Genomic DNA, 21,389 nt, shown 5'->3' on the forward strand with positions numbered 1-21,389 from the left:
GCGGATCAGGCTTTGGAAGGGGGTGATCGTGGTGCGCCGATCAGCGGCCGGGTGCGGCGGTGACCAGCAAACTCGTCGCGGCGATGACGACGAGGACGAGCCCCGTCTCGGCCGCGACCGAGTAGACGAAGGGCCGTACGGTCGCGCGGTCTCCGCGCAGCAGAACGGCGATGTCGAGCCGGGTACGCACCCAGCCACGACTGCGCTGGGCGATGAGCAACACCGCTGCCAGCAGGGCGAGTTTGACGAGCAGCAACTGCCCGTAGCCGGTGGTGAAAAGGGCGTCGAACGAGCCGACGACCTGCCAGGTGAGTACGGCCCCGGCTGCCGCGATCGCGGCGACGGACACCCCGGCGAGCACCGAGTAGCCGGAGACGGCGCTCGACATCTCCTCAGGGCGGCGGCGCGGCAGCACACCGGCCAGCAGCAGGGTGAGCCCGCCCAGCCACAGCGAGATGCCGAGCAGATGGACCAGATCGGCGACGGCGCCCCAACCGGGGTGGCTGCCCTCGGAGTTGTGACCCGCCATGCCCGTGGTGCGCAGCAGCCCCAGGCAGACGACGGCCGCACCGACCCGCCAGCCGGGCGACCGCGCGGCGCGCTCGCCGTTCTGCAGCAGCGCGGCGAGCACCACCGCCGCGAGCACCCACATCAGGGCCCGGGCGGCCAGGGCGACGCCGACCTCGGTGCCCAGCAGGTCGACGTACGTGGAGGCCCTGAACGCGTCGCGGATCGAGCCCATCGCGCCGTACGCCCCTTGCAGCCCGGCCGCCGCCACGGTGGCGACGAGTCCGGCCGCCCAGGACGAGGCGAGGATGCGCCGGGTCCTGCGCTCCCGGGTGCCCTCGGGCCACAGCATCGCCAGGAACGCGAGCCCGCCGACGTACAGCGCGAGTGCGAGATACCCGACCCAGCGGGCGACGGCCCAGGCCGTGCGCACCGTGCCGGACGGTGCGGCGGCAGGTGTGGTGTCTTCGTCCGTCGCTGTGTGGCCGCCGGCGGCGGATCCGGTGTGGGCAGGGAGGGCGAAGGACAGTGAGCCGGAGGTCGGGTGACCGTCCTCCTTGCTGCGTACATGCCAATCCAGAGTGAGGCGGCGCCCGGCTGCCTTCGCCTTGCGCGCGGGGACGGCGGCGGCCACGGTGTCGCGGCCCTCGTCCTGGGTGAGCGCCAACTCCTTGCTGCCCAAGGTGACATGGAGGTCGGCGAGGCTCACGGGCTCGCTGAAGGTGAGCGTGACTTCCTTGGGCGGCCGGGAGAGGTGGGCTCCGCTCTTGGGGGAGGACGACTCCAGTTCGGTGTGCGCGGAGGCGGCGGGGGCCGCGAACAGGAGTGCCACCAGGGCGAGAATGAGGGCGTACAGCGAGCGGGTTCTCACGGCGTCAACTCCGTGAGCAGGGACGGGTCGGAGGCCAGACCGACACAGGGGGTCGTGTCTTCCTGTGTGCCGGCCTCGTCCGTCTTGGCGGCCTTTTCGGTCGGGCCGCCCAGCAGCCCGGTCACCGGCGCGAGCACCCCTTTCAGGAGCGGCTGAACGAGGCGGACTTCGCCCTCCGCGCACGACGGCGGAGCCGACGGCGACGAGGGAGTAGGCGAGGGCGTGGAAGAAGCAGGTGGGGACGGGGTCGGGGATGCGTGGCCGGAATGGCCGGAGTCACCGGGAAGGCCGCCTGAATTCCCGTGCCCGCCATGGGCGCCCGCATTCCCCCCGGTTCCTTCTCCGCCACCCGCGGGAATCCCGCCCACAGGCAGTACCCCGGGGTTCCCGGCCCCCGCCTCTCCGGCATCCGAAGTGGGGGCGTCGGGCGGCGAGGGAGCAGGGTCGGCGGGACTGGAGGAGGGCGCGGGGGATGCGGGGGTCTGCACGGCCGGCGGGGCGGTTTCGGCCCGGTCGGCGGTCGCGCCGATGCCGGACGCGTAGCCGAGGACGACGATCACCGTCGCGGCGAGCGCGCCCGCGACGATCTCGTCGCGGTGGTCTCCCGGCCAGGAAGCCCTGGCGAAGAAGGACATGAATTTTCTCCTGACGACGGCACCTGCAATGCCAAGGAGTGCATCTACGCCAGGAGTCCCGGTCGATACGCGTCAGTTAATGAACGGTTTCATTGCCTCATTTCTGCGGCACGGTCCGTTGTGAGAAAGGTCTTCGTCGACGAAATGCGCGCATTGCCGTACAGCGGTAAATCCCGAAGGTGAGCCAAATGCGCATCAACTCTTCACCGGATGCCCCCTCTTGCATATGCCAGACCCTTTTCCGGTGCGGTTAAAGGGAGTTCGTCGGCTCGGCGGGGGAGCACGCGTACCGGTGCTCGGGCCGACCGGCGTCGCCGTAGCGCAGCGACAGTTGGAGTACCCCGTGCTCCTGGAGGTAGCGGAGGTAGCGCTGCGCCGTCGAGCGGCTGATGCCCGTGCGGGATGCCACGTCGTGGGCGGACAGGGGTGCCTCGGCCTCCGTGATGACCGCGCAGATCAGCTCCACGGTGGGTCCCGACCAGCCCTTGGCCGGCGTGGGTGAGGCGCCGGCCGCCGGTGCCCGCCCCGCCCCGAAGATGCGGTCGATCTGCTTCTGTCCCGGTGTCGTCGCCCCGCCGGCGTCCCGCAGGGTGCGGCGCAGCTCCGCGTAGGCGGCGAGGCGGGAGCGCAGCCCGTCGAACGTGAACGGCTTGACGAGGTAGTGCAGTACGCCGTAACGCAGTGCCGCCTCGACGACGTCGACGTCCTGGGCGGCCGTGACCATGATGACGTCGCTGCGCACACCGCGCTGCCGCAGACCGCGCACGAGGTCGAGTCCGGTGCGGTCGGGCAGGTAGTGGTCGAGCAGCAACAGGTCGACGTGCCGGCTCTCCAGCAACTGCTGGGCCTGTAGGGCCGTGTGGGCCGTGCCCACGACATGGAAGCCCGCCACCTTCTCGACGTAGGCGGCGTTGATCTCCGCGACGTGGAAGTCGTCGTCGACCACCAGAACGTCAATCACGGGGTTTCTCCTGGACGTTGGAGTGCGGGCAGGGCGGCGACCGGGACGGGCCGCGGTGGGGCCGTCCCGGAGACGATGTCGGGGAAGACGACGGTGAACACGGCGCCGCCGCCGGCCCGCGCGGTGACGCGGGCGGTGCCGCCGTAGCGCTCGGCGAGGCTGCGGACCATGGCGAGTCCCAGGCCGCGGCCGCGGTGGGCGGGGGACTCCTTCGTGCTCCAGCCCTCCTGGAAGACGGTGTCGCGCAACTCCACCGGCACACCGGGCCCGTTGTCGCTGACGCGGAGCACCACCGTGTCGGCCTCCACGAAGGCCTCGACCTCGACGGCGGGCCGGGCGGAGCGACCGCCACCGACGACGTCGAGGGCGTTGTCGATCAGGTTGCCGAGGACGGTCACGATGTCCCGGGCCTCGATCAGCCCCGAGGGCAGCTGGGTGCGGTCGGACAGGCGCAGTGTCACGCCGCGTTCCGAGGCGATCGCCGACTTTCCCGCGAGGAGGGCCGAGACCATCGGCATCCGGATGCGTTCCGCGACCTCTCCGGCCGATGCCCGCCGGGCGCGGGTGAGGCCGGCGACGTAGCTGCGGGCCCGCTCCGTCATGTCGAGGTCGAGGTAGCCGAGGACGGTGTGCAGGCGGTTGGCGTGCTCGTGGTCCTGGGCGCGCAGTGCGTCGAGAAGGCCCTTGGTGGAGTCGAGTTCCCGGCCGAGGAGCTCCACCTCGGTACGGTCCCGGAGGGTGACCACCGAGCCGCCGTCGGGTGTCGGCATCCGGTTGGCGATGAGGACCCGGTTCTCCCGGACGGTCAGCAGGTCGCGGCCGGTGACCTGCCCGGTGATGACATCGCGTGAACGGCCGGGCGGCAGCACGTCCTTGAGGTCGCGGCCCTCCGCGTCGTCCTCCAGCGCCAGCAGCCGGGCGGCCTCGTCGTTGACGAGCCGTACGCGCTCGTGTTCGTCCAGCGCGATGACACCTTCCCGTACGCCGTGCAGCATCGCCTCCCGCTCGGAGAGCAGGGCGGAGATGTCACCGACGGACACACCATGGGTGCGCTTGCGCAGGATGCGGGCCACCAGGAGCGCGGCGCAGGCACCGGCCGCGAGCGCCGTGCCCGCGTACCGCAGCAGCCCCGGCAGCGCGCCCATGAGGCGGTCCCGCACACCGGAGTACGCGATCCCCACCGACACCGCGCCGATCACATCGCCGGAACGGTCGCGCAGCGGCACCTTCGCGCGCGCCGACGTGCCCAGGGTGCCGCGGTCGATCTGCAACACCACATGCCCGTGCAGCGCGAGGGACGGATCGGTCGACACACGGTGCCCGACCTTGCGCACGTTGGTGTGCGACCAGCGGATCCCGCGCAGGTCCATCACCACGACGTACAGCGCGCCCGTGGCCTCACGGGTGCGCTCGGCCTGCCGCTGCACCGGGCCCCGCGGGTCGGGGGCGCTCGTCAACAGGCCGGAGGCGATGGCCGGATCGGCCGTCGTGGTCTGCGCGATGGCCAGGGCCTGATGTTCGGCCTGGTCGTCGAGTTGCGTGCGGAGCGGCTGAAGGAAGAGACCCGTCAGCAACAGCAGGACACCCATGGTGATGAGCAGTTGCGCGATCAGCACCTGGGCGAACACCTGCCGGGGCCAGCCGATGCGCATGCGGGCCACGATGACACCTGCTTTCGGGAACTCTCCCGCGCGAGCGGACGTTTCGCCGGGGTGAACGCACCGTAGCCGCAGGTGTTTCGGCCGGGGAAGGGCTCGGACGGCAGCTCGTGCGCCGGCCGTCGGCACAATCGGCAGAATCCCGTTCAACAGGCACAACCGGCGGTTGCGGGCCAATACTTCCCAGGCCGCGGCCCCGTTCCTAACGTTCCGCGGCATGACAAGCGTGCCAAGCCCATCGAGCGGCCGACCGAGCGGCCCAGCGAGCAGTACATCGAGTCCGGCCATTGAACTGCGCGGTGTCCGCAAGGCGTTCAGCACTCCGTCCGGTGCCCTGCACACCGCGGTCCACGACCTCGACCTGACCGTCGAGCAGGGCCGGTTCGTCGCCGTCGTCGGCCCCACCGGCTGCGGGAAGTCCACCACCCTCACCCTGGTCAGCGGCCTGGAGGAACCCACCGAGGGCGAGGTCATGCTGTCGGGCTCGCCGGTGCGCGGCATCGACGAGCGGGTCGGCTTCGTCTTCCAGCAGGACGCCACCTTCCCCTGGCGCACCGTCCTGTCGAACGTCATGGCAGGACCGCGGTTCCGCGGAGTGCCGAAGCCGGAGGCCAAGGAGCGGGCCCGCGAGTGGCTGGCCCGCGTCGGACTGACCGCCTTCGAGGACCGCTACCCGCACCAGCTGTCGGGCGGCCAGCGCAAGCGCGTCGCCCTCGCCTCCACCTTCGTCAACGACCCGTCCATCCTGCTCATGGACGAGCCGTTCTCCGCCCTCGACGTGCAGACCCGCGCGCTGATGTCGGACGAGCTGATGGAGCTGTGGGCCGGCACCGGCTCCTCGGTCGTCTTCGTCACGCACGACCTGGAGGAGTCCATCGCGCTCGCCGACCAGGTCGTCGTCATGACCGCGGGCCCGGCCACCGTCAAGGAGATCTTCACGATCGACCTGCCGCGGCCGCGCCGCGTCGAGTCGATCCGCCTGGAGCCGCGCTTCGTCGAGATCTACCGCGAGATCTGGTCCTCCCTGGGCGAAGAGGTCCGCATCACCCGCGAAAGGGGCGCCCAGCATGCCGCCTGACACGACCACCGCGCCCGCCGACCCCGCCGCCCCGGCCGTCACGTCCGCACGCACCGAAGCCCGCGCCCGCGCCGCGCGCCGGCGCCGCGGCATCGTCCTCCTGTCGCGGGCCGCACTGCTCGTCTTCGTACTCGGCATCTGGGAGTGGTTCTCGCGGGCCGGGATCATCGACCCGTTCAACTTCTCCATGCCCTCGAAGATCTGGGACCAGATCCAGCAGTGGACCCTGCACGGAACACCGCAGGGCTCGCTGCTCGAACAGATCTGGTACACGCTCTACGAAGCCCTCCTCGGCTGGGTCATCGGTGTCATCGGCGGCGTCGTCCTGGGCATCGCGCTCGGCCGCGTCCGCTTCCTCGCCGACGTCATGGGCCCCTACATCAAGGTCCTCAACGCGCTGCCGCGCATCGTCCTCGCCCCGATCTTCCTCATCTGGTTCGGCCTCGGACCGGCCTCCAAGGTCGCCTCCGCCGTCGTCCTGGTCTTCTTCCCCGTCTTCTTCAACGCCTTCCAGGGCGCCCGCGAGGTCGACCGGCACATCATCGACCACGCCCGGATCCTCGGCGCCCGCGACCGGCAGGTCACCTTCCAGGTCGTCATCCCCGCCGCCACCTCGTGGATCTTCACCAGCCTCCACGTCAGCTTCGGCTTCGCCCTCATCGGCGCCATCGTCGGCGAGTACATCGGCGCCACCAAGGGCATCGGCCTGCTCGTCTCCGCCTCCCAGGGCACCTTCAACTCCGCGGGCGTCTACGCGGCCATGGTCATCCTCGCCGTCGTCGCCCTGCTCGCCGAGGGCCTGCTCACCTTCCTGGAGAACCGGCTCTTCCGCTGGAAGCCCGCCGCCAACGACGCCCGCTGATCCGCACCCTCACCCCCGCCACGTCAGGAGCCGCACATGTCCCGCCGCAGACTCACCACCAAGGTCACCGCCGCCACCGCGGTCCTCGCCGCCCTGGCCGCGCTCAGCGGCTGCGCCGACGAGGTCTCCTCCAAGTCCGCGGACGGCGGCGGGGGAGGCGGCAAGAGCGGCAAGGTCAAGATCATGGTGGGTGGCATCGACAAGGTCATCTATCTGCCCGCGATGCTCGCCCAGCGCCTCGGCTACTTCAAGGACGAGGGCCTCAACATCGAGCTGCTGAGCGAGCCCGCCGGCATCGACGCCACCACCTCGCTCGTCGCCGGGAACGTGCAGGGCGTCGTCGGCTTCTACGACCACACCCTGGATCTGCAGACGAAGGGCAAGCAGGTCGAGTCCGTCGTCCAGCTCGCCCGCACCCCCGGCGAGGTCGAGGTCGTCTCCAACAAGGCGGCGGGCGGCCTCAAGTCGCCCAAAGACTTCGCCGGCAAGAAGCTCGGTGTCACCGGCCTCGGCTCGTCCACGGACTTCCTGACGAAGTACCTCGGTGTCCACGACGGTGTCTCCACCGACAAGTTCACCAACGTCGCCGTCGGCGCCGGGCAGACGTTCATCTCCGCCCTGAAGAAGGGCTCGATCGACGGCGGCATGACCACCGACCCGACCGTCGCCCAGATCGTGGACAAGAAGCTCGGCAAGGCCGTGGTCGACATGCGGACCCCGGCGGGCTCCAAGAAGGCGCTCGGCGGCCTGTACCCGTCCTCCAGCCTGTACATGAACACGGACTGGGTGAACGGGCACAAGGACACCGTCCAGAAGCTCGCCAAGGTGTTCGTCCGCACCCTGAAGTGGATGTCCACGCACGACGCCAAGGAGATCGCGGCCAAGATGCCCAGCGACTACGCGCAGGGCGGTGCGGGCCTGTATGCCCAGGCCATCGACAGCACGCTGCCCATGTTCACCAAGGACGGCCGGATGCCGGCCGATGGACCCGCCACCGTGCAGCGGGTGCTGAAGTCCTTCAACCCGAACCTGAAGGACGCCACCATCGACCTGAAGAAGACGTACACGACCGAGTTCACCGACAAGGCCAACTGAGCTGCCTCGCAGGGGGCGTGTGCGGTCAGCCGCCGTACACGTCCTCCACGTAACGCCCCTCGGCCATCAGCGTGGTGAGCCACTGCTCCGCCGCGGCCTCGTCGGCGCCCGGTGTGCGCCCGCGGTGCAGCGCGCGGAACGCGGCGCGCACGCCCGGCGCCATCCGGGCGCCGTCCCCGCACACGTACACCCGCGCCCCGGCGTCGAGGAGGCGGCCGATCTCGGCGCTCTCGGCGGCGACGCGGTGCTGTACGAAGGCGTGGCCGTCCACCGGGGCGTCGCTGAACACGGGACGCAGCGAGACCGCTCCCCCGGCGTCGGCGGCGCGCAGTTCGTCGGCGTGCATGAAGTCCCGTTCGGGGTGGTCGCAGCCGAAGTAGAGGAGTGCGGGCGCCAGTTGGCCGTCGTGCGCGGCTCGTTCGGCGACCGCGCCGCGGAACGGGGCGAGCCCGGTGCCCGCCGCGATCATGATGACCGGTTCGGGGGCGTCAGGCGCGATGCGGAAGGCGTCGCGGCACGGCTGGACACGGCCGAGGACCGTGTCGCCGGGGCGCAGGGAGGCCAGGTGGTGCGAGCCCGTGCCCCGGTGGCGGCCGGTGCCGGAGGCGGCGGGCGCGTCGAGCACGGACACCATCAGGTCGACGTGGCCGGGGAGTTCGGCCGGGCTGGACGAGATCGAGTAGTGGCGCGGGCGCAACGGCGGGAGCAGGCCCAGGAGTTGGTGCAGGTCGAGCGCGTCGCGCAGCGCCGGGTGGTCCTCGACCAGCTCCAGGAAGGTCCGCGGGTCGTCGGCGGACAGCTCCCGCAGCGCGGCGGCCTCCGGCGGGCAGGGGTTCGCGGCGGCGAGCGCGGCCACCTCGTCCGGGCCCGGCCGGTGCTGCAACTCGACGTGGAACGTGAGCAGTTCGCGTACGGTCACGGGCCGGTCGAGGGGCAGGGCGTCGCGCCGCGGGCGGGAGTCCCGGATGTCGAGCAGCGCGTCGGGGTCGAGTCCGAGAACCTTCAGCGCGCGCTCGACGAGCCCGTCCTCGTGCGCGGGCAGCACGGCGAGGTGGTCGCCGGTCCGGTACGACACACCATCGGGCAGCGCGAGCCGCACGAACCGCTTGACGCGGGGGTGGCCGGGCGCCGTCAGATCGCGCGACTCGGTGACCGTCAGCGGGGCGAGCACATGCCGGGCCGCGGCGGCGTCCAGCGGCCCGCCGGTGATCTCGCGGATCTCGTACGGGGCGGTGGGCCCGGCGGGGGCGTTCGCGGCGGTGGCCTCCGGGTCCCCGTACCGCTCCAGGAGGGCGGTGCGCAGGTCGTCGGAGAACGTGCGGACGGTGCCGCCCAGGTCGCCGGAGGCGTCGGCGGCGGCCCGCTCGCACAGCCGCTCGGCGCCGAGCGCGGCCAGGCGGTCGTCGATGCGGGTGGGGAAGTGCTGGTAGGTGGCGGCCCAGTTGCGGTCGCCGACACCGAGCACGGCGTACGTCACGCCCTGCGATGGTGTGTCGGTGTCGAGGCGGGCGGCGAACAGTCCGGCGTCATCGGTGGGCCGGCCGTTGTAGGACGCGGCGACGATCACCACGGGCCGGTCGGTCGGGAGGCCCTCCGCGTACGCGTCCAGCGGGGCGACCTCCGTTTCGCAGCCGAGTGCGGCGGCCTCGTCGGCGAGCTGGGCGGCAAGGCCTTGGCAGGTGCCGTAGTTGCTGCCGTGCAGGAACAGGGCTCGGGTGCCGGGGAGCACCCGGGCCGGGAGTGCGTCGGCCGCCAGGTCCCTCTCGGGCCGGGCGGTGGCGCCCGGCAGGGGAGTGTGCCGGCGGTCGGCCGGGGTGCGCGGCGCGAGGGTGAGGGTGAAGCCGTCCGGCTTCAGCGTGAGGGTTTCCTTCACCGACAGGTGGTAGTCGGCGTGGTCGACCAGGCGGTAGCGGTGCACGAGCATCGCGAGCAGCATCGTCGCCTCGTGCAGCGCGAACTGCCGCCCGATGCAGGCCCGTTCACCGGTGCCGAACGGCTTGAAGGCGTGCGGGGAGCGCGCCGCCTCCGCCTCCGGCGTGAACCGGTTCGGGTCGAAGCGCTCCGGGTTGTCGCCCCACACCGGCTCCCGGTGCAGCATCGGCGCAAGCACCGTCACACCCTGCCCCGCGCGCAGCGGGATGCGGCCGCCGAGCAGGGTGTCCTCGCGGGCCTCCCGGCTGAACGCGGCGGCCGTCGGCCACAGGCGCAGCGCCTCGTTGAGGACCTGCCGGGTGTACGTGAGCCGGCCGACCTCGTCGAAGTCCGGCTCCGGGTCCGTGGTGTCACCCCACAGGGCGTCCACCTCGCGGCGTACGAGATCGAGGACCGCCGGGTTCTTCGCGAGGTAGTACAGGGCGAAGGACATGGCGCCCGACGTCGTCTCGTGCCCGGCGATCAGGAACGTGATGACCTGGTTGCGGATGTTGGCGGTGTCCAGCGTGGAGCCGTCCTGCGGGTGCCGCGCCGTCAGCATCAGGCCGAGCAGGTCGTCGGTGTGCCGCTCTCCGCTCTCGACGCGCGCGCTGATCACGTCGTCGACGACCTGGGCGAGATAGTCGGCGTCGGCCCGGAACGCCGCGTCGACGGCCTCGTAGTCGCCGCCGGGCACCCGCGCCAGGCGCTTCATGCTCCACTCCAGGCAGCGCACCATCGCCTCGACGAAGGGGTGCGGCTCGCTGCTGGCGAAGGAGGCGAAGTCGTAGCCGAACCCGGCGAGTCCGATGGTGTCGAGCGTCATCCGGGTCATGTCACCGGGCACGTCGACCGGGCTGCCGTCACCGGCAGCCACGTCCCAGGAGTCGACCAGGCGGCGCGCGACCTGGTACATCACCGGGTGGTACGTACGCATGGAGCCGAGCGCGAAGGCCGGCATCAGGATGTCGTGGGCGCGCGCCCAGTTCGGCTCGTCGTTGTAGGCGGTGAACAGGCCGTCGGCGGCGAACTCGCGGACGTTGCGCAGCGCGGGCCCGACGCTCTTGGTGAACCGGGTCTCGTCGGCGAGCTCGGTGACGAGATCGAGGTCGGAGACGAACAGGGCGTCCCTTCCGTGCACCCGCCGCACCAGGCGCGGGCCGTGCTCCCGCATCAGGCCCATGATCTGCTGCAACGGGCCGGGGCCGAGGCCGGCGCCCGTGACGTCGACGACGGGCAGTCCGGCCGCGGCGTAGGCGCTGTCGTCGGGGGTGGGGGAGTCCGTCATGGTGGGGGCCTTTCACGGAGGGGATGCCGCTGTCGCGGAGCGGGGGAGCCGCGGCTTCCAGCTTGATCCGCTCCCCCTGCCGGTCGGGCCCGGGCCACTACATGATTGTGTAGTGGCTGACGGTGCATCGGACTTGTGCCCGGGCGCCGTCCGTGGCAGAGGCGGCACGTACGGACGGTGGGAGGCGGGGCACGGGTGGACTCCGGGGACGCGGTGGTGTGGCGCAATCGCGCAATGGTGCTCTTCGACCGGATCCCGATGCCGGTCGCGGTGTGCGACCCGTACGGCGGCGTACGGCTGGTGAACGCCGCGTTCGCCCTGGAGTGGGGCACCACCGCCGGCCGCCTGAAGGGCCGCGCGATCCTCGACCTGTTCGTGCCGGTCGACGCGGCACAGGTCGACCGGATCGCCCGGGCGCAGAAGGCGCGCCGCCGCTCGCGCTACACGGTGGCGGTGGCCTGGCGCGGCGGCGACGGGACGCGCCGCCGCGGCGAGTTGATCGTGGACACGGTGAGCGAGACCGCACACCGCGTGCCCGACCTGCTGGTGACGGTACGGGTGCAGGACGCGGCGGTCGCGCCCGAGCGGACGCCGTCCGCCGCCGCGCCGACGCACCCGCAGGAGGCACGGATCTTGGCCCTGCTGGCCGCGGGCGCGACCACGGCCCGCGCGGCCCGCGAGACCGGCCTGACGACCGACGGTGTCACCTACCACCTGCGCCAACTGTCGCGCCGCTGGGGCGCGTCGAACCGCACGGAGTTGGTCGCGCGGGCGTACGCGGAGGGTGTGCTGGTGGCGGGGGTGTGGCCGCCGCGGCTCGCGGAGGCCGCCTATTGAGGACACGCGCCCATTGAGGACGCGCGCCCATTGAGGACGCGCGCCTACGTCCGCGTCGGCGTCGCGTCCTGCGGCGGTGCCGTGGACGCTCGGACGACGAGTTCCGTGGCGAGTTCGATGTGGTGGGACTCGACCCGCTCGCCGTTCGCGAGGCGCAGCGCGGTGCGCAGTGCGACGCCACCCATCTCGCGCAGCGGCTGGCGCACCGTGGTCAGGGGCGGGGCCGCCATCCGGGCCAGGAGTGTGTCGTCGAAGCCGACCACGCTCAGGTCCTCGGGGATGCGCAGGCCGCGGGCCCGGGCGGCCTCGATGACACCGAGGGCGATCTCGTCGTTGCCCGCGAAGATCGCCGTCGGGGGTTCGTCCAGGTCGAGCAGTGCGTCGGCGCCGAGCCGGCCGGCCCGGTGCGTGAACGCCCCGTGCCGGACGTAGGCGGCGGGCGTCGGCGCGCCCGCCGCCTCCAGCGCGGCGCGGTGGCCGTGCATGCGGGCCTGGTTGCACACGGCGAGGGTCGGTCCGCCGAGATAGCCGACGCGGCGGTGGCCGAGACGGAGCAGATGGTCGGTCGCGGCCAGGCCGCCGGCGAAGTTCGTCGCCCCGACGCTGTGGACCCGGCTGTGCGGCAGGTGCAGCGGGTCGAGGACGACCAGCGGAAGTCCGGCCCTGGTCAGCTCCTTCACGTGCGCGGCCGTGTACATGCTGGTGACCGCGATGAGGGCGCGCCGTCCCCCGGACACCAGGTCCCGCGCCCAGTGCGGCGCGGGCGACGACTTGCTGATGACGACGGAGGCGCCAAGGTCGGCGGCGGCGTCGATGATGCCTTCGAGTGCCTCGGCAGAGTACGTCTTCAGGTCGCCGTTGAACTGCACCTCGATCGTCGGGTTCTTCGCGGCCTCGGTGTGCCGGAACACGGGGGCCAGGTAGTCGTGCTCGCGCAGCAGCTCCTGCACCCGGGCGCGGGTCCGGGGTGCCACGTCACTGCGGTCGTTGACCACTTTGGACACGGTCGCGACGGAAACCCCCGCCTCGCGGGCGATGGTCGCCAGGGTGGTGCGTCTAGCCTGCGGTGGCATCGGTTTCTTCCAGAGTTGCGTCCACCGGCGTGGTGAGTCGCCGGTCGTGGCCGACCTCCCGGGTGGGGCCCGTCAATCGTACGGCAGCCCGGCAGGGCAGCTCCTGCGACGAGGCGCCGACCTGCACCTCGATGTCGCCGGGCTCGACGATCCGGGTGAGATCGCGGCCGGTGAACGCGGTCCGGTCGGCGTGCACCCGGAAGGTCACCCGTGCGCTCGCCCCGGGGGCGAGGTCGACCTGCCGGAACCCGGCCAACTGCCGTACGGGCCGGGTCACTTGGGCAACGGGGTCGCGCAGATACAGCTGAACCACCTCGCGCCCCGGCCTGGCGCCGGTGTTGCGCACCCGCACCGACACCGTGAACTCGCCGTCGGTGGGAATGTCGCTCGCGCTCACCCGCAGGTCGCCGATCTCGAACGTGGTGTAGGACCGGCCGTATCCGAAGGGGAACAGCGGCGTCGGGTCGACGCTGCTGATGCCCTGCGTGTGTGCGCCGAGCGGCGGTTGCAGATACGTGCCGGGCTGGCCGCCGGGGCGCCGCGGGATCTGCACCGGCAGTCTGCCCGCCGGCTGCACGCGCCCGGACAGCACCCCGGCGATCGCCGCCGCACCCTCCTGCCCCGGCATGAACGCCTGGACGAGGCCGGCCGCCCGGGGATGCACGTCGCCGAGCGCGTACGGGCGCCCGGAGAGCACGACCACGACGACCGGTGTCCCGGTGGCGAACAGCTCGACGAGCAACTCAGCTTGAACACCGGGCAGTTTAAGGTCCTCCACGTCGCAGCCCTCGCCGGACGTGCCGTTGCCGAACAGGCCCGCGCGGTCGCCCACCACCGCGACACACAGCTCCGCGTCGCGGGCCGCGGCCACCGCAGCGGCGAACCCGGACCGGTCTTCCTCGCGCACGTCGCAGCCCGGCTCGAAGACGATCTCGCTGTCCGGGAGTTCGTCGCGCAGCGCGTCGACGACGGTCGGCGCCGAGATGCCGAGCGGCAGCTCGGGGTGGCGGGGCAGGACGTGGTTCGGGAAGGCGTAACAGCCCATGAGGGTGCGGGAGTCGTCCGCGCACGGCCCCACCACGGCGACCCGGCCCGGCGCCGGGCGTCCCGCGTCCGCGTCGACGAGCGGCAGCGCGCTGCCCGCGTCGAGCAGTACGACGGAGCGTTCGGCCAACTCGCTCGCCAGCGCCCGGTTTTCGAGCGAGTCCAGGTCCCTCGCCGAGGCCGCGGCGACCGAACCCTCGGGCGTCCAGTCGGGGTCGAGCAGGCCCAACTCCACCTTCTGGGTCAGCAGTCGGCGCACCGCGCGGTCGAGCAGCGACTCCGGAAGCGCGCCGCGACGCACCCGGTCCTCCAGGTTCCGGCCGAAGGTGAGGGTGTCCGGCAGCTCCACGTCGATGCCCGCGCCGAGCGCCAGGGCGCCCGCCTCGTCGAAGTCGGCCGCGACACCGTGCATCCCGGCGAGGAACGCGAGCGAACCGTAGTCGGAGACGACCGTTCCGGTGAACCCCCATTCCTCGCGCAGCAGTTGGGTCAGCAGCCAGGGGTCGGCGCCTGCGGGGACGCCGTCGATGTCGGAGTAGGAGTTCATCACGGAGCGGGCGCCGCCCACCGCGATCGCCGTCTCGAACGGCGGCAGGATGACATCCATGAGTTCGCGGCGGCCCATCGGTACGGGCCCGTGGTTGCGGGCGCCGCGGGCCGCCGAGTACCCGGCGAAGTGCTTCAGGGTGGCGACGACGCCCGCGCCCTCCACCCCGCCGACGTACGCGGCACCGAGCACCGACACCAGGTAGGGGTCCTCGCCCATGGTCTCCTCGACCCGGCCCCACCGGTAGTCCCGCACCACGTCCAGGACCGGAGCGAGTCCCTGGTGCACGCCGAGTGCCCGCATGTCACGCCCGATCGCCCCGCCGAGGCGGCGCACCAGGTCCGGGTCGAAGGCCGCCGCCCACGCGAGCGGGGCCGGGTGGACGGTGGCGCCGTAGGTGTTGAACCCGGTGAGGCACTCCTCGTGGGCCAGGGCCGGGATGCCGAGCCGGGAGCCCTTGACGACCGTGTGCTGCTGGGCGACCAGCAGGGCCGCGCCCTCCTCCGCGCTCACCGGACGGCTGCCGTACACCCGCGTGAGGTGGCCGAGCCCGTCCCGCGCCGCCTCCTCCAGCGGAACGCGCCCCGCCTCCGTGAACAGGGCCTCCAGCGGCGCCACTTGAGGCCGCTCGGCCTCCCCGCCCGCGGCTTCGCCCTCCCCGCCGTCGCCCGCTTCGGGCCCCATGAAGTTGCCGAGCCAGCGGCTGCCGAGCTGCGCCACCTTCTCCGCCACCGTCATCTCGGCGAGCAGCGCGTCGACCCGGTCGGACACGGGCAGCGCCGGGTCCTGCCAGCGCCGCACGACCTGCCCCGTCTCGGCAAGTGAATCAGCCGTGGACATCCGCATCCTCCACTGTGTTCGACCACGGCATCTCGAAACATTTTCGATCTCTGCCGCGGATTCCATGTGCGTCCTGCCCGCTCGACGCTACGCAGAAGTTCCTTGCCCCACAACGTTATTGCGCATGCCTTGACAGCCAGTTACCGGCTACCTAATTTGCATTCACAGGGCTGAACCTTGGCTGGATTTCGAAAAGTTTTCACGGCGGCTCATGAGTAGCCGGCGGCTCTCGAGTGCGGAGAACAGACATGGAAATCCCTCTCTCACGACGTCCCGTCTCACGACGGGCCGTCCTCGGTATCACCGCCGGCATCCCGCTCTCCGCGGCGCTCGCGGCGTGCGGCTCGTCCGGGCCCTCGAAGAACGGTGCGGGCGGCAAGGGGGCCACGTACTGGTACCTGAGCGGTCAGCCGGACGAAAGTGTCAGGGCCGCCGCGGTGAAGGCCTTCAACAAGGCGCATCCCAAGGGGCAGATCGCGGGCACGGCCTTCCAGAACGACGCGTTCAAGACGAAGATCAAGACCGCCATCGGCGCCGGGAAGGCGCCCACCATCATCAAGAGCTGGGGCGGCGGGACGCTGCGCAGCTACGTGGAGGCCGGCCAGGTCGAGGATCTGAGCCCGTGGTTCGAGCAGCACCCCGAAGTCAAGGACAAGATCTTCCCCACCGCCTTCCCCGCGGCGACCGTGAAGGGCAAGATCTACGCGATGCCCGTCGAGCGGGTGCAGCCCATCTTCCTCTACTACAACAAAAAGGTCTTCGACAAGGTCGGCGTGCAGCCGCCGAAGTCGTGGGACGACATCATGGCGCTCGTGCCCAAGTTCAACGCCAAGGGCATCGCGCCGTTCTCCCTCGGCGGCCAGTCCCGGTGGACGAACATGATGTGGCTGGAGTTCCTCTTCGACCGCATCGGCGGCCCCGAGGTCTTCCAGGCCATCTTCGACGGCCAGAAGAACGCCTGGTCCAACCCGGCCGCCCTCAAGGCGCTCGGCATGGTGCAGGACCTGGTCAAGGCCAAGGGCTTCATCAAGGGCTTCTCCTCGATCACCGCGGACTCCAACGCCGACCAGGCGCTCCTGTACACCGGCAAGGCCGCGATGATGCTGCACGGCTCCTGGTCGTACGGCATCCAGAAGCAGGCCGGCGGTGACTTCGTCTCCAGCGGCGGCCTGGGCTTCATGAATTTCCCGCCCGTCAAGGGCGGCAAGGGCGATCCGAGCAACACCGTCGGCAACCCCGGCGAGTACCTGTCCATCTCCTCGAAGGCGAGCGCCGCGGAGAAGAAGATCGCCAAGGAGTTCTTCGCCAAGGGCATGCTGCAGGACGCCGAGGTGAAGGCGTGGATCGACGGCGGCGGCGTCCCGGTCAAGCTGGGCACGGAGAAGCTGCTCGCCGCCTCCAAGGACCACGAGTTCCTGCAGTTCACCTATGACGTCGCGACCAAGGCCAAGTCGTTCAGCCAGTCCTGGGACCAGGCGCTCAGCCCGACGGCGGCGGAGACGCTGCTCGACAACATCGTCAAGCTGTTCCAACTGTCCATCTCTCCCAAGCAGTTCGCCGCCAACCTCAACGAGGTCATCGGGAAATGACCTCGCTCACCGCCCACCCGCACCGTCGCGGTCAGCGCAGCCTCCTGCCGTGGCTGACCGTGCCGGCGCTCGTGCTCTTCGTCGGCTTCGCCGTCGTCCCGCTCGTCGGTGTCTTCGCGCTCAGCTTCACCACCTGGGACGGCATCGGCGCCATCCACCCGTCGGGGCTCACCAGTTGGCGGTCGGTGCTCACCAACCCCGGGCTTCCGCACGCGGTGTTGGTGACACTCGGGGTGATGGTTGCCTCCTGGGCGTTCCAGACCCCGATCAGCATTCTCCTCGGCGCGTTCATGGCGGGACGCCAGCGCTACCGGGCGCTCCTCGGCGTGGTGTACTTCATCCCGCTGCTGCTCAGCTCCGCCGCGATCGCCGTCGCGTACAAGGCGCTGCTCAACCCCACCTTCGGGCTCGGCGCGGGACTCGGGGTCGACTGGCTCAGCCAGGACTGGCTGGGACAGCCCGGACTCGCGTTCGGCGTCGTCATCTTCATCGTCTCCTGGCAGTTCGTCCCGTTCCACTCGCTGATCTACCAGGGCGGTGTGCAGCAGATCCCCAAGTCCCTCTACGAGGCTGCACAGTTGGACGGCGCCGGACGGGTCCGGCAGTTCTTCAGCATCACGCTGCCGCAGCTGAAATACACCATCATCACCTCGTCGACGCTGATGGTGGTCGGCTCACTGACCTTCTTCGACCTGATCTACGTCCTGACCGAGGGCGGACCCGGGGACGCCACCCGGGTCCTCGCACTCGACATGTACAAGCGTGGCTTCCAGGCCAACCTGATGGGCCCGGCCAGCGCCATCGCGGTCATCCTCGTCCTGGTGGGCCTCGCCCTCGCCCTGCTGCTGCGCCGGCTCGGCGGACGGGACGCCAGCGAGAGCCAGCTCGAGGGAGCCTGACGTGACCACCATGCTCACCAAACCGCAACCGCAGAACACCACCCACCGCGAGCGGCGCCGCCGCCCCCGGTCGGTCGCCCAGCGGCGCAACTGGGCCGGAGGGCTTGCCGGATGGCTCTGGCTCGCCGTCGTCGCCATCCCCCTGTACTGGACCCTGATCACCAGCCTCAAGGACCAGAGCAAGTACTACGCGGGCAACGCGCTCCTGCCGTCGGCCGACTCCACGTTCGCCAACTACCGGCTGGTCCTCGAGTCCGACTTCGGCCACTACTTCGTGAACAGCGTCGTGGTCACCCTCGGAGCGGTGGTACCTGCCGTCGCGTTCTCCTTCATGGCCGCCTACGCCATCGTGCGCGGCTGGCGCATGCGGTTCCTGCGCGCGGTGAACGGCCTCTTCCTCATGGGCCTCGCCATCCCGCTCCAGGCGACGGTCATCCCGATCTACCTCATCATCATCAAGCTGCACCTGTACGACAGCCTGCTGGCGCTCATCCTCCCCTCGATCGCCTTCGCCATCCCGCTGTCCGTACTGGTCCTGTCCAACTTCATCCGCGACGTGCCCAAGGAGCTGTTCGACTCGATGCGGGTCGACGGCGCCACCGAGTGGACGACCCTGTGGCGCCTGGCGGCACCGCTGACCCGGCCGGCCATCGTCACCGTGTCCATCTACAACGGGCTGACCATCTGGAACGGATTCCTGCTGCCGCTGATCCTCACCCAGAGCCCGTCCCAGCGGACCCTGCCGCTCGCCGTGTGGTCCTTGCAGGGCCAGTACCAGGTCAACGTCCCCGCCATCCTCGCGGCGGTCGTCCTGACCACGCTGCCGATCCTGATCCTGTATGCGTTCGGCCGTCGGCAACTGCTCAGCGGCCTCACGGCGGGGTTCACCAAGTGACCGGGAACACCGGCGGATTCACGGTGAGGGCCGCGCGGACCGACGGCCAGGCGGCGAGCGCCGCACGGACCTCGGTGTGCCGCTCCGTGCGCAGCGCGTCGGCGTGGGCCCGGTTCAGGACGTCGTCGACGAGGACCCGGCGCCCGTCGTCGGCCGAGCGGACCGCGCTGTCGACCATGGCGAGGCTCATGACGTTCTCGTGCACCTCGCCCATGGGCGTCCGCCCGGTCCGCAGGGCCTCGACGAACACCTGGAGGGCGCCGGTGATGTCCGAGTAGGGGGACCGGGGGCGCGGGGCCTTCGGCCGCGGCCCGGCGTCCAGGACGGGATCGTCCTCGCCGTTCCACAGCGCCGAGCCCCTCGCCCCGCTGAGCCGCCACGTGCCGTTCCAGGAGGTCTCGGCGCCCGAACTGCACCAACTGCCGTCGTACGCATAGCGGATGCCGCCGTCCATCTCGAAAACGGCGTGCGCGGCGGCATCGCCCTTGAACCAGCTCCACGGCGGGTTGTACGCCTGGCAGTACACCGCGACGGGGTCGGCGTCGAGCAGGAAGCGGGCCGAGTCGAAGGCGTGGATCGCCATGTCCACCAGGAGCGGGTGGGCCATCTGTTCGCGGAAGCCGCCGAAGTGCGGGGCCTTGAAGAACTCGGTCGTCAGCGTGGCGAGCGCCCCCAGCTCACCGGCCATCTCCCGCAGCGCGAACAGGTGTGGGTTCCAGCGCCGGGACTGGCTCACCACGAACAGTTCCCCGCTCGCCTCCGCCGCCGCCGCGAGGGACAGGGCGTGGGCCAGCGTGTCGGCCGCGGGCTTCTCGCCGAGCACGGGAAGCCCGGCGAACAGCGCCGCGATGGTGACGGGGTGGTGTGCGGCGGGCACCGTCACGTCGACCACGGCCTGAGCCCCGGTGTCGGCGGCCAGAGCCACCACGTCGCTGCCGATGGGGAGTTCGGGCCGGCCCAGGTCCGCGGCGGCGCCGCGAGCGGCATCCGGGTCGAGGTCGACGATGCCGACCACTTCGGCCTCGGGGGCGGCGGTGATCGCGGACAGCCAGGCGCGGCCCATGTTCCCCGCACCGGCCACGACGACGCGCAGCGGGCGGTCGGGTCCGCAGTCGATGATGCGGTGGGTCATCCCAGCGGCCCCTCGTAGCCACGGCCCTGTGAGAAGTCACCGGTGTCGTAGCGCAGCAGCTCGGGCAGGGCCCGCGCGGGGCGGTCCGAGCGGGCCCAGCGCACGCCGTTGGCGATGACGCGGCGTACGTCCTTGTGGTGGTACACCGGGTAGTCCTGATCGCCCGGGCTGAAGTAGAAGATCCTGCCGTGGCCGCGCCGGAAGGTGCAGCCGCTGCGGAACACCTCGCCGCCGGAGAACGAGCTGACGAAGACCAGCTCGTCGGGGGCCGGGATGTCGAAGTACTCGCCGTACATCTCCTGTTCGTCGATGACGATCGGGTGCGGCACGCCCTCGGCGATGGGGTGGGTGGGGTCGACCGTCCAGACCAGTTCGCGGTCGCGCTCGTTGCGCCAGCGCAGCGTGCACGTGGTGCCCATGAGTTTCGTGAAGATCTTCGACCAGTGGCCGGAGTGCAGCACGACCAGGCCCATGCCGGACAGGACGTGCCGGTGGACGCGCTCGACGACATCGTCGGCCACCTCGCCGTGCGCCGCGTGCCCCCACCAGGTGAGGACGTCGGTGTCCGCCAACACCGCCTCGGTCAGGCCGTGTTCGGGCTCGTCCAGCGTGGCGGTGCGCACGGTGCAGGCGGCGCCGAGGTTCTCGGTGATGCCCGCGGCGATAGCCCCGTGCATCCCGTCCGGGTAGCGCTTCGCGACGTGCTCCTCGATCTGCTCGTGACGGTTCTCGCCCCACACGGTGACGCGCAGGGGAGTGGCGGGTGTCCCGGCCATGATGGTGTCTCGCTCTCTGTTGATGGGTGCGTGTGGCGTGGGGAGGGGGTGGCTATTTGACGGCGCCGCCCACGGCGCCCGCGGTGACGTACTTCTGCGCGATCAGGAGCAGCACGAGGGCCGGCACGGAGGCGAGCACCGCCGTGGCCATCACGGAACTCCAGTCGTTCACGAACGCGCCGACGTACTGGTACAGCCCCAGCGTCACGGGCCGTACGTCCTCGGTCGTGGTCAGGGTCAGGGCGAAGAGGAAGTCGCTCCAGGTGAACAGAAACGTGAACAGCCCTGCTGTGATCAGGGAGTTGCGGCTCATCGGCAGCACGATCGAGGCGAAGGCGCGCAGCGGGCCCGCCCCGTCCACGTGCGCCGCCTCGACCACGGAACGCGGGATGACACCCATCGACGCGCGGATGATCAGGATCGCGAAGGGGATGCCGTGCGTGGAGTCGGCGAGGATCAGGCCCGGGATCGAGTTGAGCAGCCCCAGTTTGATGTACGCGCTGTAGAGGGCGTTCGCGACGACGATGCCGGGGATCATCTGGCTGATCAGGATGGCGAACAGCACCACGCCGACGCCGCGCACCTTGAAGTGGGCGAGTGCGTACGCGGCCGGGGTGGCAACGGCGAGGCTGAAGACCACGCTGCCGAGGGCCACGGTCAGGCTGGTCAGCAGGTTCGGGCCCTGCTCGCTCAGGGCCGTGGCGTAGCCCTGGAGGCTGATGTGGGTCGGCAGCCACGGGGTGGCCACGGCCGAACCGCTGGGCTGGAGCGAGACGTTGACCATCCAGTACAGCGGGAACAGCAGCACCGCGAGGATCAGCACCCCGGCCGCGGTGTGCCCCAGCGCGCGCGGGGCGGGCTTGCGGATGTTCTCGGTCACTGCCATGGGGG

17 protein-coding genes are annotated in these 21,389 nt (G+C 71.1%); 7 read left to right on the forward strand and 10 right to left on the reverse strand.

The window, feature by feature from the left end; genetic code table 11:
• Positions 1–40: 40 nt before the first annotated feature.
• The 4 genes from ACP4E5_RS41165 to ACP4E5_RS41180 form a co-directional block, all read right to left on the reverse strand.
• Positions 41–1,378 carry a copper resistance CopC/CopD family protein gene (locus tag ACP4E5_RS41165; RefSeq protein WP_425838748.1) on the reverse strand — a complete coding sequence of 446 codons (1,338 nt, stop codon included), beginning with the start codon at positions 1,376–1,378 and terminating at the stop codon, positions 41–43.
• Positions 1,375–2,013, reverse strand: coding sequence for a hypothetical protein (locus tag ACP4E5_RS41170; RefSeq protein ID WP_425838751.1), 639 nt, complete (start codon positions 2,011–2,013; stop codon positions 1,375–1,377). The genes ACP4E5_RS41165 and ACP4E5_RS41170 overlap by 4 nt, the downstream gene beginning before the upstream one ends.
• Positions 2,014–2,263: 250 nt before the next feature.
• Positions 2,264–2,974: a response regulator gene (locus ACP4E5_RS41175; RefSeq protein ID WP_425838754.1), complete on the reverse strand. Its 711-nt coding sequence runs from the start codon at positions 2,972–2,974 to the stop codon at positions 2,264–2,266.
• Positions 2,971–4,626 carry a sensor histidine kinase gene (locus ACP4E5_RS41180; protein ID WP_425842044.1) on the reverse strand — a complete coding sequence of 552 codons (1,656 nt, stop codon included), beginning with the start codon at positions 4,624–4,626 and terminating at the stop codon, positions 2,971–2,973. The genes ACP4E5_RS41175 and ACP4E5_RS41180 overlap by 4 nt, the downstream gene beginning before the upstream one ends.
• Before the next feature lie 223 nt (positions 4,627–4,849).
• On the opposite strand from ACP4E5_RS41180, the gene ACP4E5_RS41185 reads away from it, so the two are divergent.
• Genes ACP4E5_RS41185 through ACP4E5_RS41195 form a run of 3 tightly spaced genes read left to right on the forward strand, consistent with a single transcriptional unit; the run spans position 4,850 to position 7,667 of the window.
• Positions 4,850–5,710, forward strand: coding sequence for an ABC transporter ATP-binding protein (locus tag ACP4E5_RS41185; protein WP_425838757.1), 861 nt, complete (start codon positions 4,850–4,852; stop codon positions 5,708–5,710).
• Positions 5,700–6,572, forward strand: coding sequence for an ABC transporter permease (locus tag ACP4E5_RS41190; RefSeq protein ID WP_425838760.1), 873 nt, complete (start codon positions 5,700–5,702; stop codon positions 6,570–6,572). Before ACP4E5_RS41185 ends, ACP4E5_RS41190 begins: the two co-directional genes overlap by 11 nt.
• A 36-nt stretch (positions 6,573–6,608) precedes the next feature.
• The gene (locus tag ACP4E5_RS41195) at positions 6,609–7,667 is read left to right on the forward strand and encodes an ABC transporter substrate-binding protein (RefSeq protein ID WP_425838763.1); all 1,059 of its coding nucleotides are present in this window, start codon (positions 6,609–6,611) and stop codon (positions 7,665–7,667) included.
• 25 nt (positions 7,668–7,692) lie between these two features.
• Here the strand turns inward: ACP4E5_RS41195 and ACP4E5_RS41200 are convergent, their stop codons facing one another.
• Positions 7,693–10,866, reverse strand: a complete 3,174-nt coding sequence (locus ACP4E5_RS41200; protein ID WP_425838766.1) for a cytochrome P450 — start codon at positions 10,864–10,866, stop codon at positions 7,693–7,695.
• 234 nt (positions 10,867–11,100) lie between these two features.
• Here ACP4E5_RS41200 and ACP4E5_RS41205 point away from each other — a divergent pair, with 234 nt between their 5' ends.
• Positions 11,101–11,703 (forward strand): PAS domain-containing protein, encoded by a 603-nt coding sequence (locus ACP4E5_RS41205; protein WP_425842047.1) that lies wholly within the window; start codon positions 11,101–11,103, stop codon positions 11,701–11,703.
• A gap of 44 nt (positions 11,704–11,747) precedes the next feature.
• Here ACP4E5_RS41205 and ACP4E5_RS41210 read toward each other — a convergent pair whose 3' ends face one another.
• Entirely contained in the window at positions 11,748–12,776 is a 1,029-nt protein-coding gene (locus ACP4E5_RS41210; RefSeq protein ID WP_425838769.1) for a LacI family DNA-binding transcriptional regulator, read from the reverse strand.
• The gene (locus ACP4E5_RS41215) at positions 12,760–15,207 is read right to left on the reverse strand and encodes a glycoside hydrolase family 3 N-terminal domain-containing protein (protein ID WP_425838771.1); all 2,448 of its coding nucleotides are present in this window, start codon (positions 15,205–15,207) and stop codon (positions 12,760–12,762) included. The genes ACP4E5_RS41210 and ACP4E5_RS41215 overlap by 17 nt, the downstream gene beginning before the upstream one ends.
• A gap of 248 nt (positions 15,208–15,455) precedes the next feature.
• Here ACP4E5_RS41215 and ACP4E5_RS41220 point away from each other — a divergent pair, with 248 nt between their 5' ends.
• The 3 genes from ACP4E5_RS41220 to ACP4E5_RS41230 are packed head-to-tail and all read left to right on the forward strand — an operon-like array spanning position 15,456 to position 18,590.
• Positions 15,456–16,796, forward strand: a complete 1,341-nt coding sequence (locus ACP4E5_RS41220) for an extracellular solute-binding protein (protein WP_425838774.1) — start codon at positions 15,456–15,458, stop codon at positions 16,794–16,796.
• Complete coding sequence (locus ACP4E5_RS41225; RefSeq protein WP_425838777.1) at positions 16,793–17,695, forward strand: carbohydrate ABC transporter permease; 903 nt, start codon at positions 16,793–16,795, stop codon at positions 17,693–17,695. The genes ACP4E5_RS41220 and ACP4E5_RS41225 overlap by 4 nt, the downstream gene beginning before the upstream one ends.
• A gap of 10 nt (positions 17,696–17,705) precedes the next feature.
• Positions 17,706–18,590, forward strand: coding sequence for a carbohydrate ABC transporter permease (locus tag ACP4E5_RS41230; protein WP_425842050.1), 885 nt, complete (start codon positions 17,706–17,708; stop codon positions 18,588–18,590).
• On the opposite strand, the gene ACP4E5_RS41235 is transcribed toward ACP4E5_RS41230, so the two are convergent.
• The 3 genes from ACP4E5_RS41235 to ACP4E5_RS41245 are packed head-to-tail and all read right to left on the reverse strand — an operon-like array spanning position 18,580 to position 21,384.
• A complete protein-coding gene (locus tag ACP4E5_RS41235) occupies positions 18,580–19,722 on the reverse strand; it encodes a Gfo/Idh/MocA family protein (protein ID WP_425838780.1) in 1,143 nt (380 codons plus the stop codon). The two genes, ACP4E5_RS41230 and ACP4E5_RS41235, sit on opposite strands and share 11 nt — an antisense overlap.
• Positions 19,719–20,498: a ThuA domain-containing protein gene (locus ACP4E5_RS41240; RefSeq protein WP_425838783.1), complete on the reverse strand. Its 780-nt coding sequence runs from the start codon at positions 20,496–20,498 to the stop codon at positions 19,719–19,721. Before ACP4E5_RS41240 ends, ACP4E5_RS41235 begins: the two co-directional genes overlap by 4 nt.
• A gap of 52 nt (positions 20,499–20,550) precedes the next feature.
• Positions 20,551–21,384, reverse strand: a complete 834-nt coding sequence (locus tag ACP4E5_RS41245) for a carbohydrate ABC transporter permease (RefSeq protein WP_425838786.1) — start codon at positions 21,382–21,384, stop codon at positions 20,551–20,553.
• Positions 21,385–21,389: the final 5 nt, after the last annotated feature.

This window comes from Streptomyces fractus (assembly GCF_049844455.1).
GTDB lineage: Bacteria > Actinomycetota > Actinomycetes > Streptomycetales > Streptomycetaceae > Streptomyces > Streptomyces fractus.

Excerpts from the sequence above, each read along its gene's own strand:
- ACP4E5_RS41230 (WP_425842050.1), top strand. The coding sequence starts at position 17,706 with ATGCTCACCAAACCGCAACCGCAGAACACCACCCACCGCGAGCGGCGC.
- ACP4E5_RS41235 (WP_425838780.1), bottom strand. The coding sequence starts at position 19,722 with ATGACCCACCGCATCATCGACTGCGGACCCGACCGCCCGCTGCGCGTC.
- ACP4E5_RS41190 (WP_425838760.1), top strand. The coding sequence starts at position 5,700 with ATGCCGCCTGACACGACCACCGCGCCCGCCGACCCCGCCGCCCCGGCC.
- ACP4E5_RS41220 (WP_425838774.1), top strand. The coding sequence starts at position 15,456 with ATGGAAATCCCTCTCTCACGACGTCCCGTCTCACGACGGGCCGTCCTC.
- ACP4E5_RS41210 (WP_425838769.1), bottom strand. The coding sequence starts at position 12,776 with ATGCCACCGCAGGCTAGACGCACCACCCTGGCGACCATCGCCCGCGAG.
- ACP4E5_RS41205 (WP_425842047.1), top strand. The coding sequence starts at position 11,101 with ATGGTGCTCTTCGACCGGATCCCGATGCCGGTCGCGGTGTGCGACCCG.
- ACP4E5_RS41240 (WP_425838783.1), bottom strand. The coding sequence starts at position 20,498 with ATGGCCGGGACACCCGCCACTCCCCTGCGCGTCACCGTGTGGGGCGAG.
- ACP4E5_RS41215 (WP_425838771.1), bottom strand. The coding sequence starts at position 15,207 with ATGTCCACGGCTGATTCACTTGCCGAGACGGGGCAGGTCGTGCGGCGC.
- ACP4E5_RS41170 (WP_425838751.1), bottom strand. The coding sequence starts at position 2,013 with ATGTCCTTCTTCGCCAGGGCTTCCTGGCCGGGAGACCACCGCGACGAG.
- ACP4E5_RS41225 (WP_425838777.1), top strand. The coding sequence starts at position 16,793 with ATGACCTCGCTCACCGCCCACCCGCACCGTCGCGGTCAGCGCAGCCTC.
- ACP4E5_RS41195 (WP_425838763.1), top strand. The coding sequence starts at position 6,609 with ATGTCCCGCCGCAGACTCACCACCAAGGTCACCGCCGCCACCGCGGTC.
- ACP4E5_RS41200 (WP_425838766.1), bottom strand. The coding sequence starts at position 10,866 with ATGACGGACTCCCCCACCCCCGACGACAGCGCCTACGCCGCGGCCGGA.
- ACP4E5_RS41185 (WP_425838757.1), top strand. The coding sequence starts at position 4,850 with ATGACAAGCGTGCCAAGCCCATCGAGCGGCCGACCGAGCGGCCCAGCG.
- ACP4E5_RS41245 (WP_425838786.1), bottom strand. The coding sequence starts at position 21,384 with ATGGCAGTGACCGAGAACATCCGCAAGCCCGCCCCGCGCGCGCTGGGG.
- ACP4E5_RS41180 (WP_425842044.1), bottom strand. The coding sequence starts at position 4,626 with ATGCGCATCGGCTGGCCCCGGCAGGTGTTCGCCCAGGTGCTGATCGCG.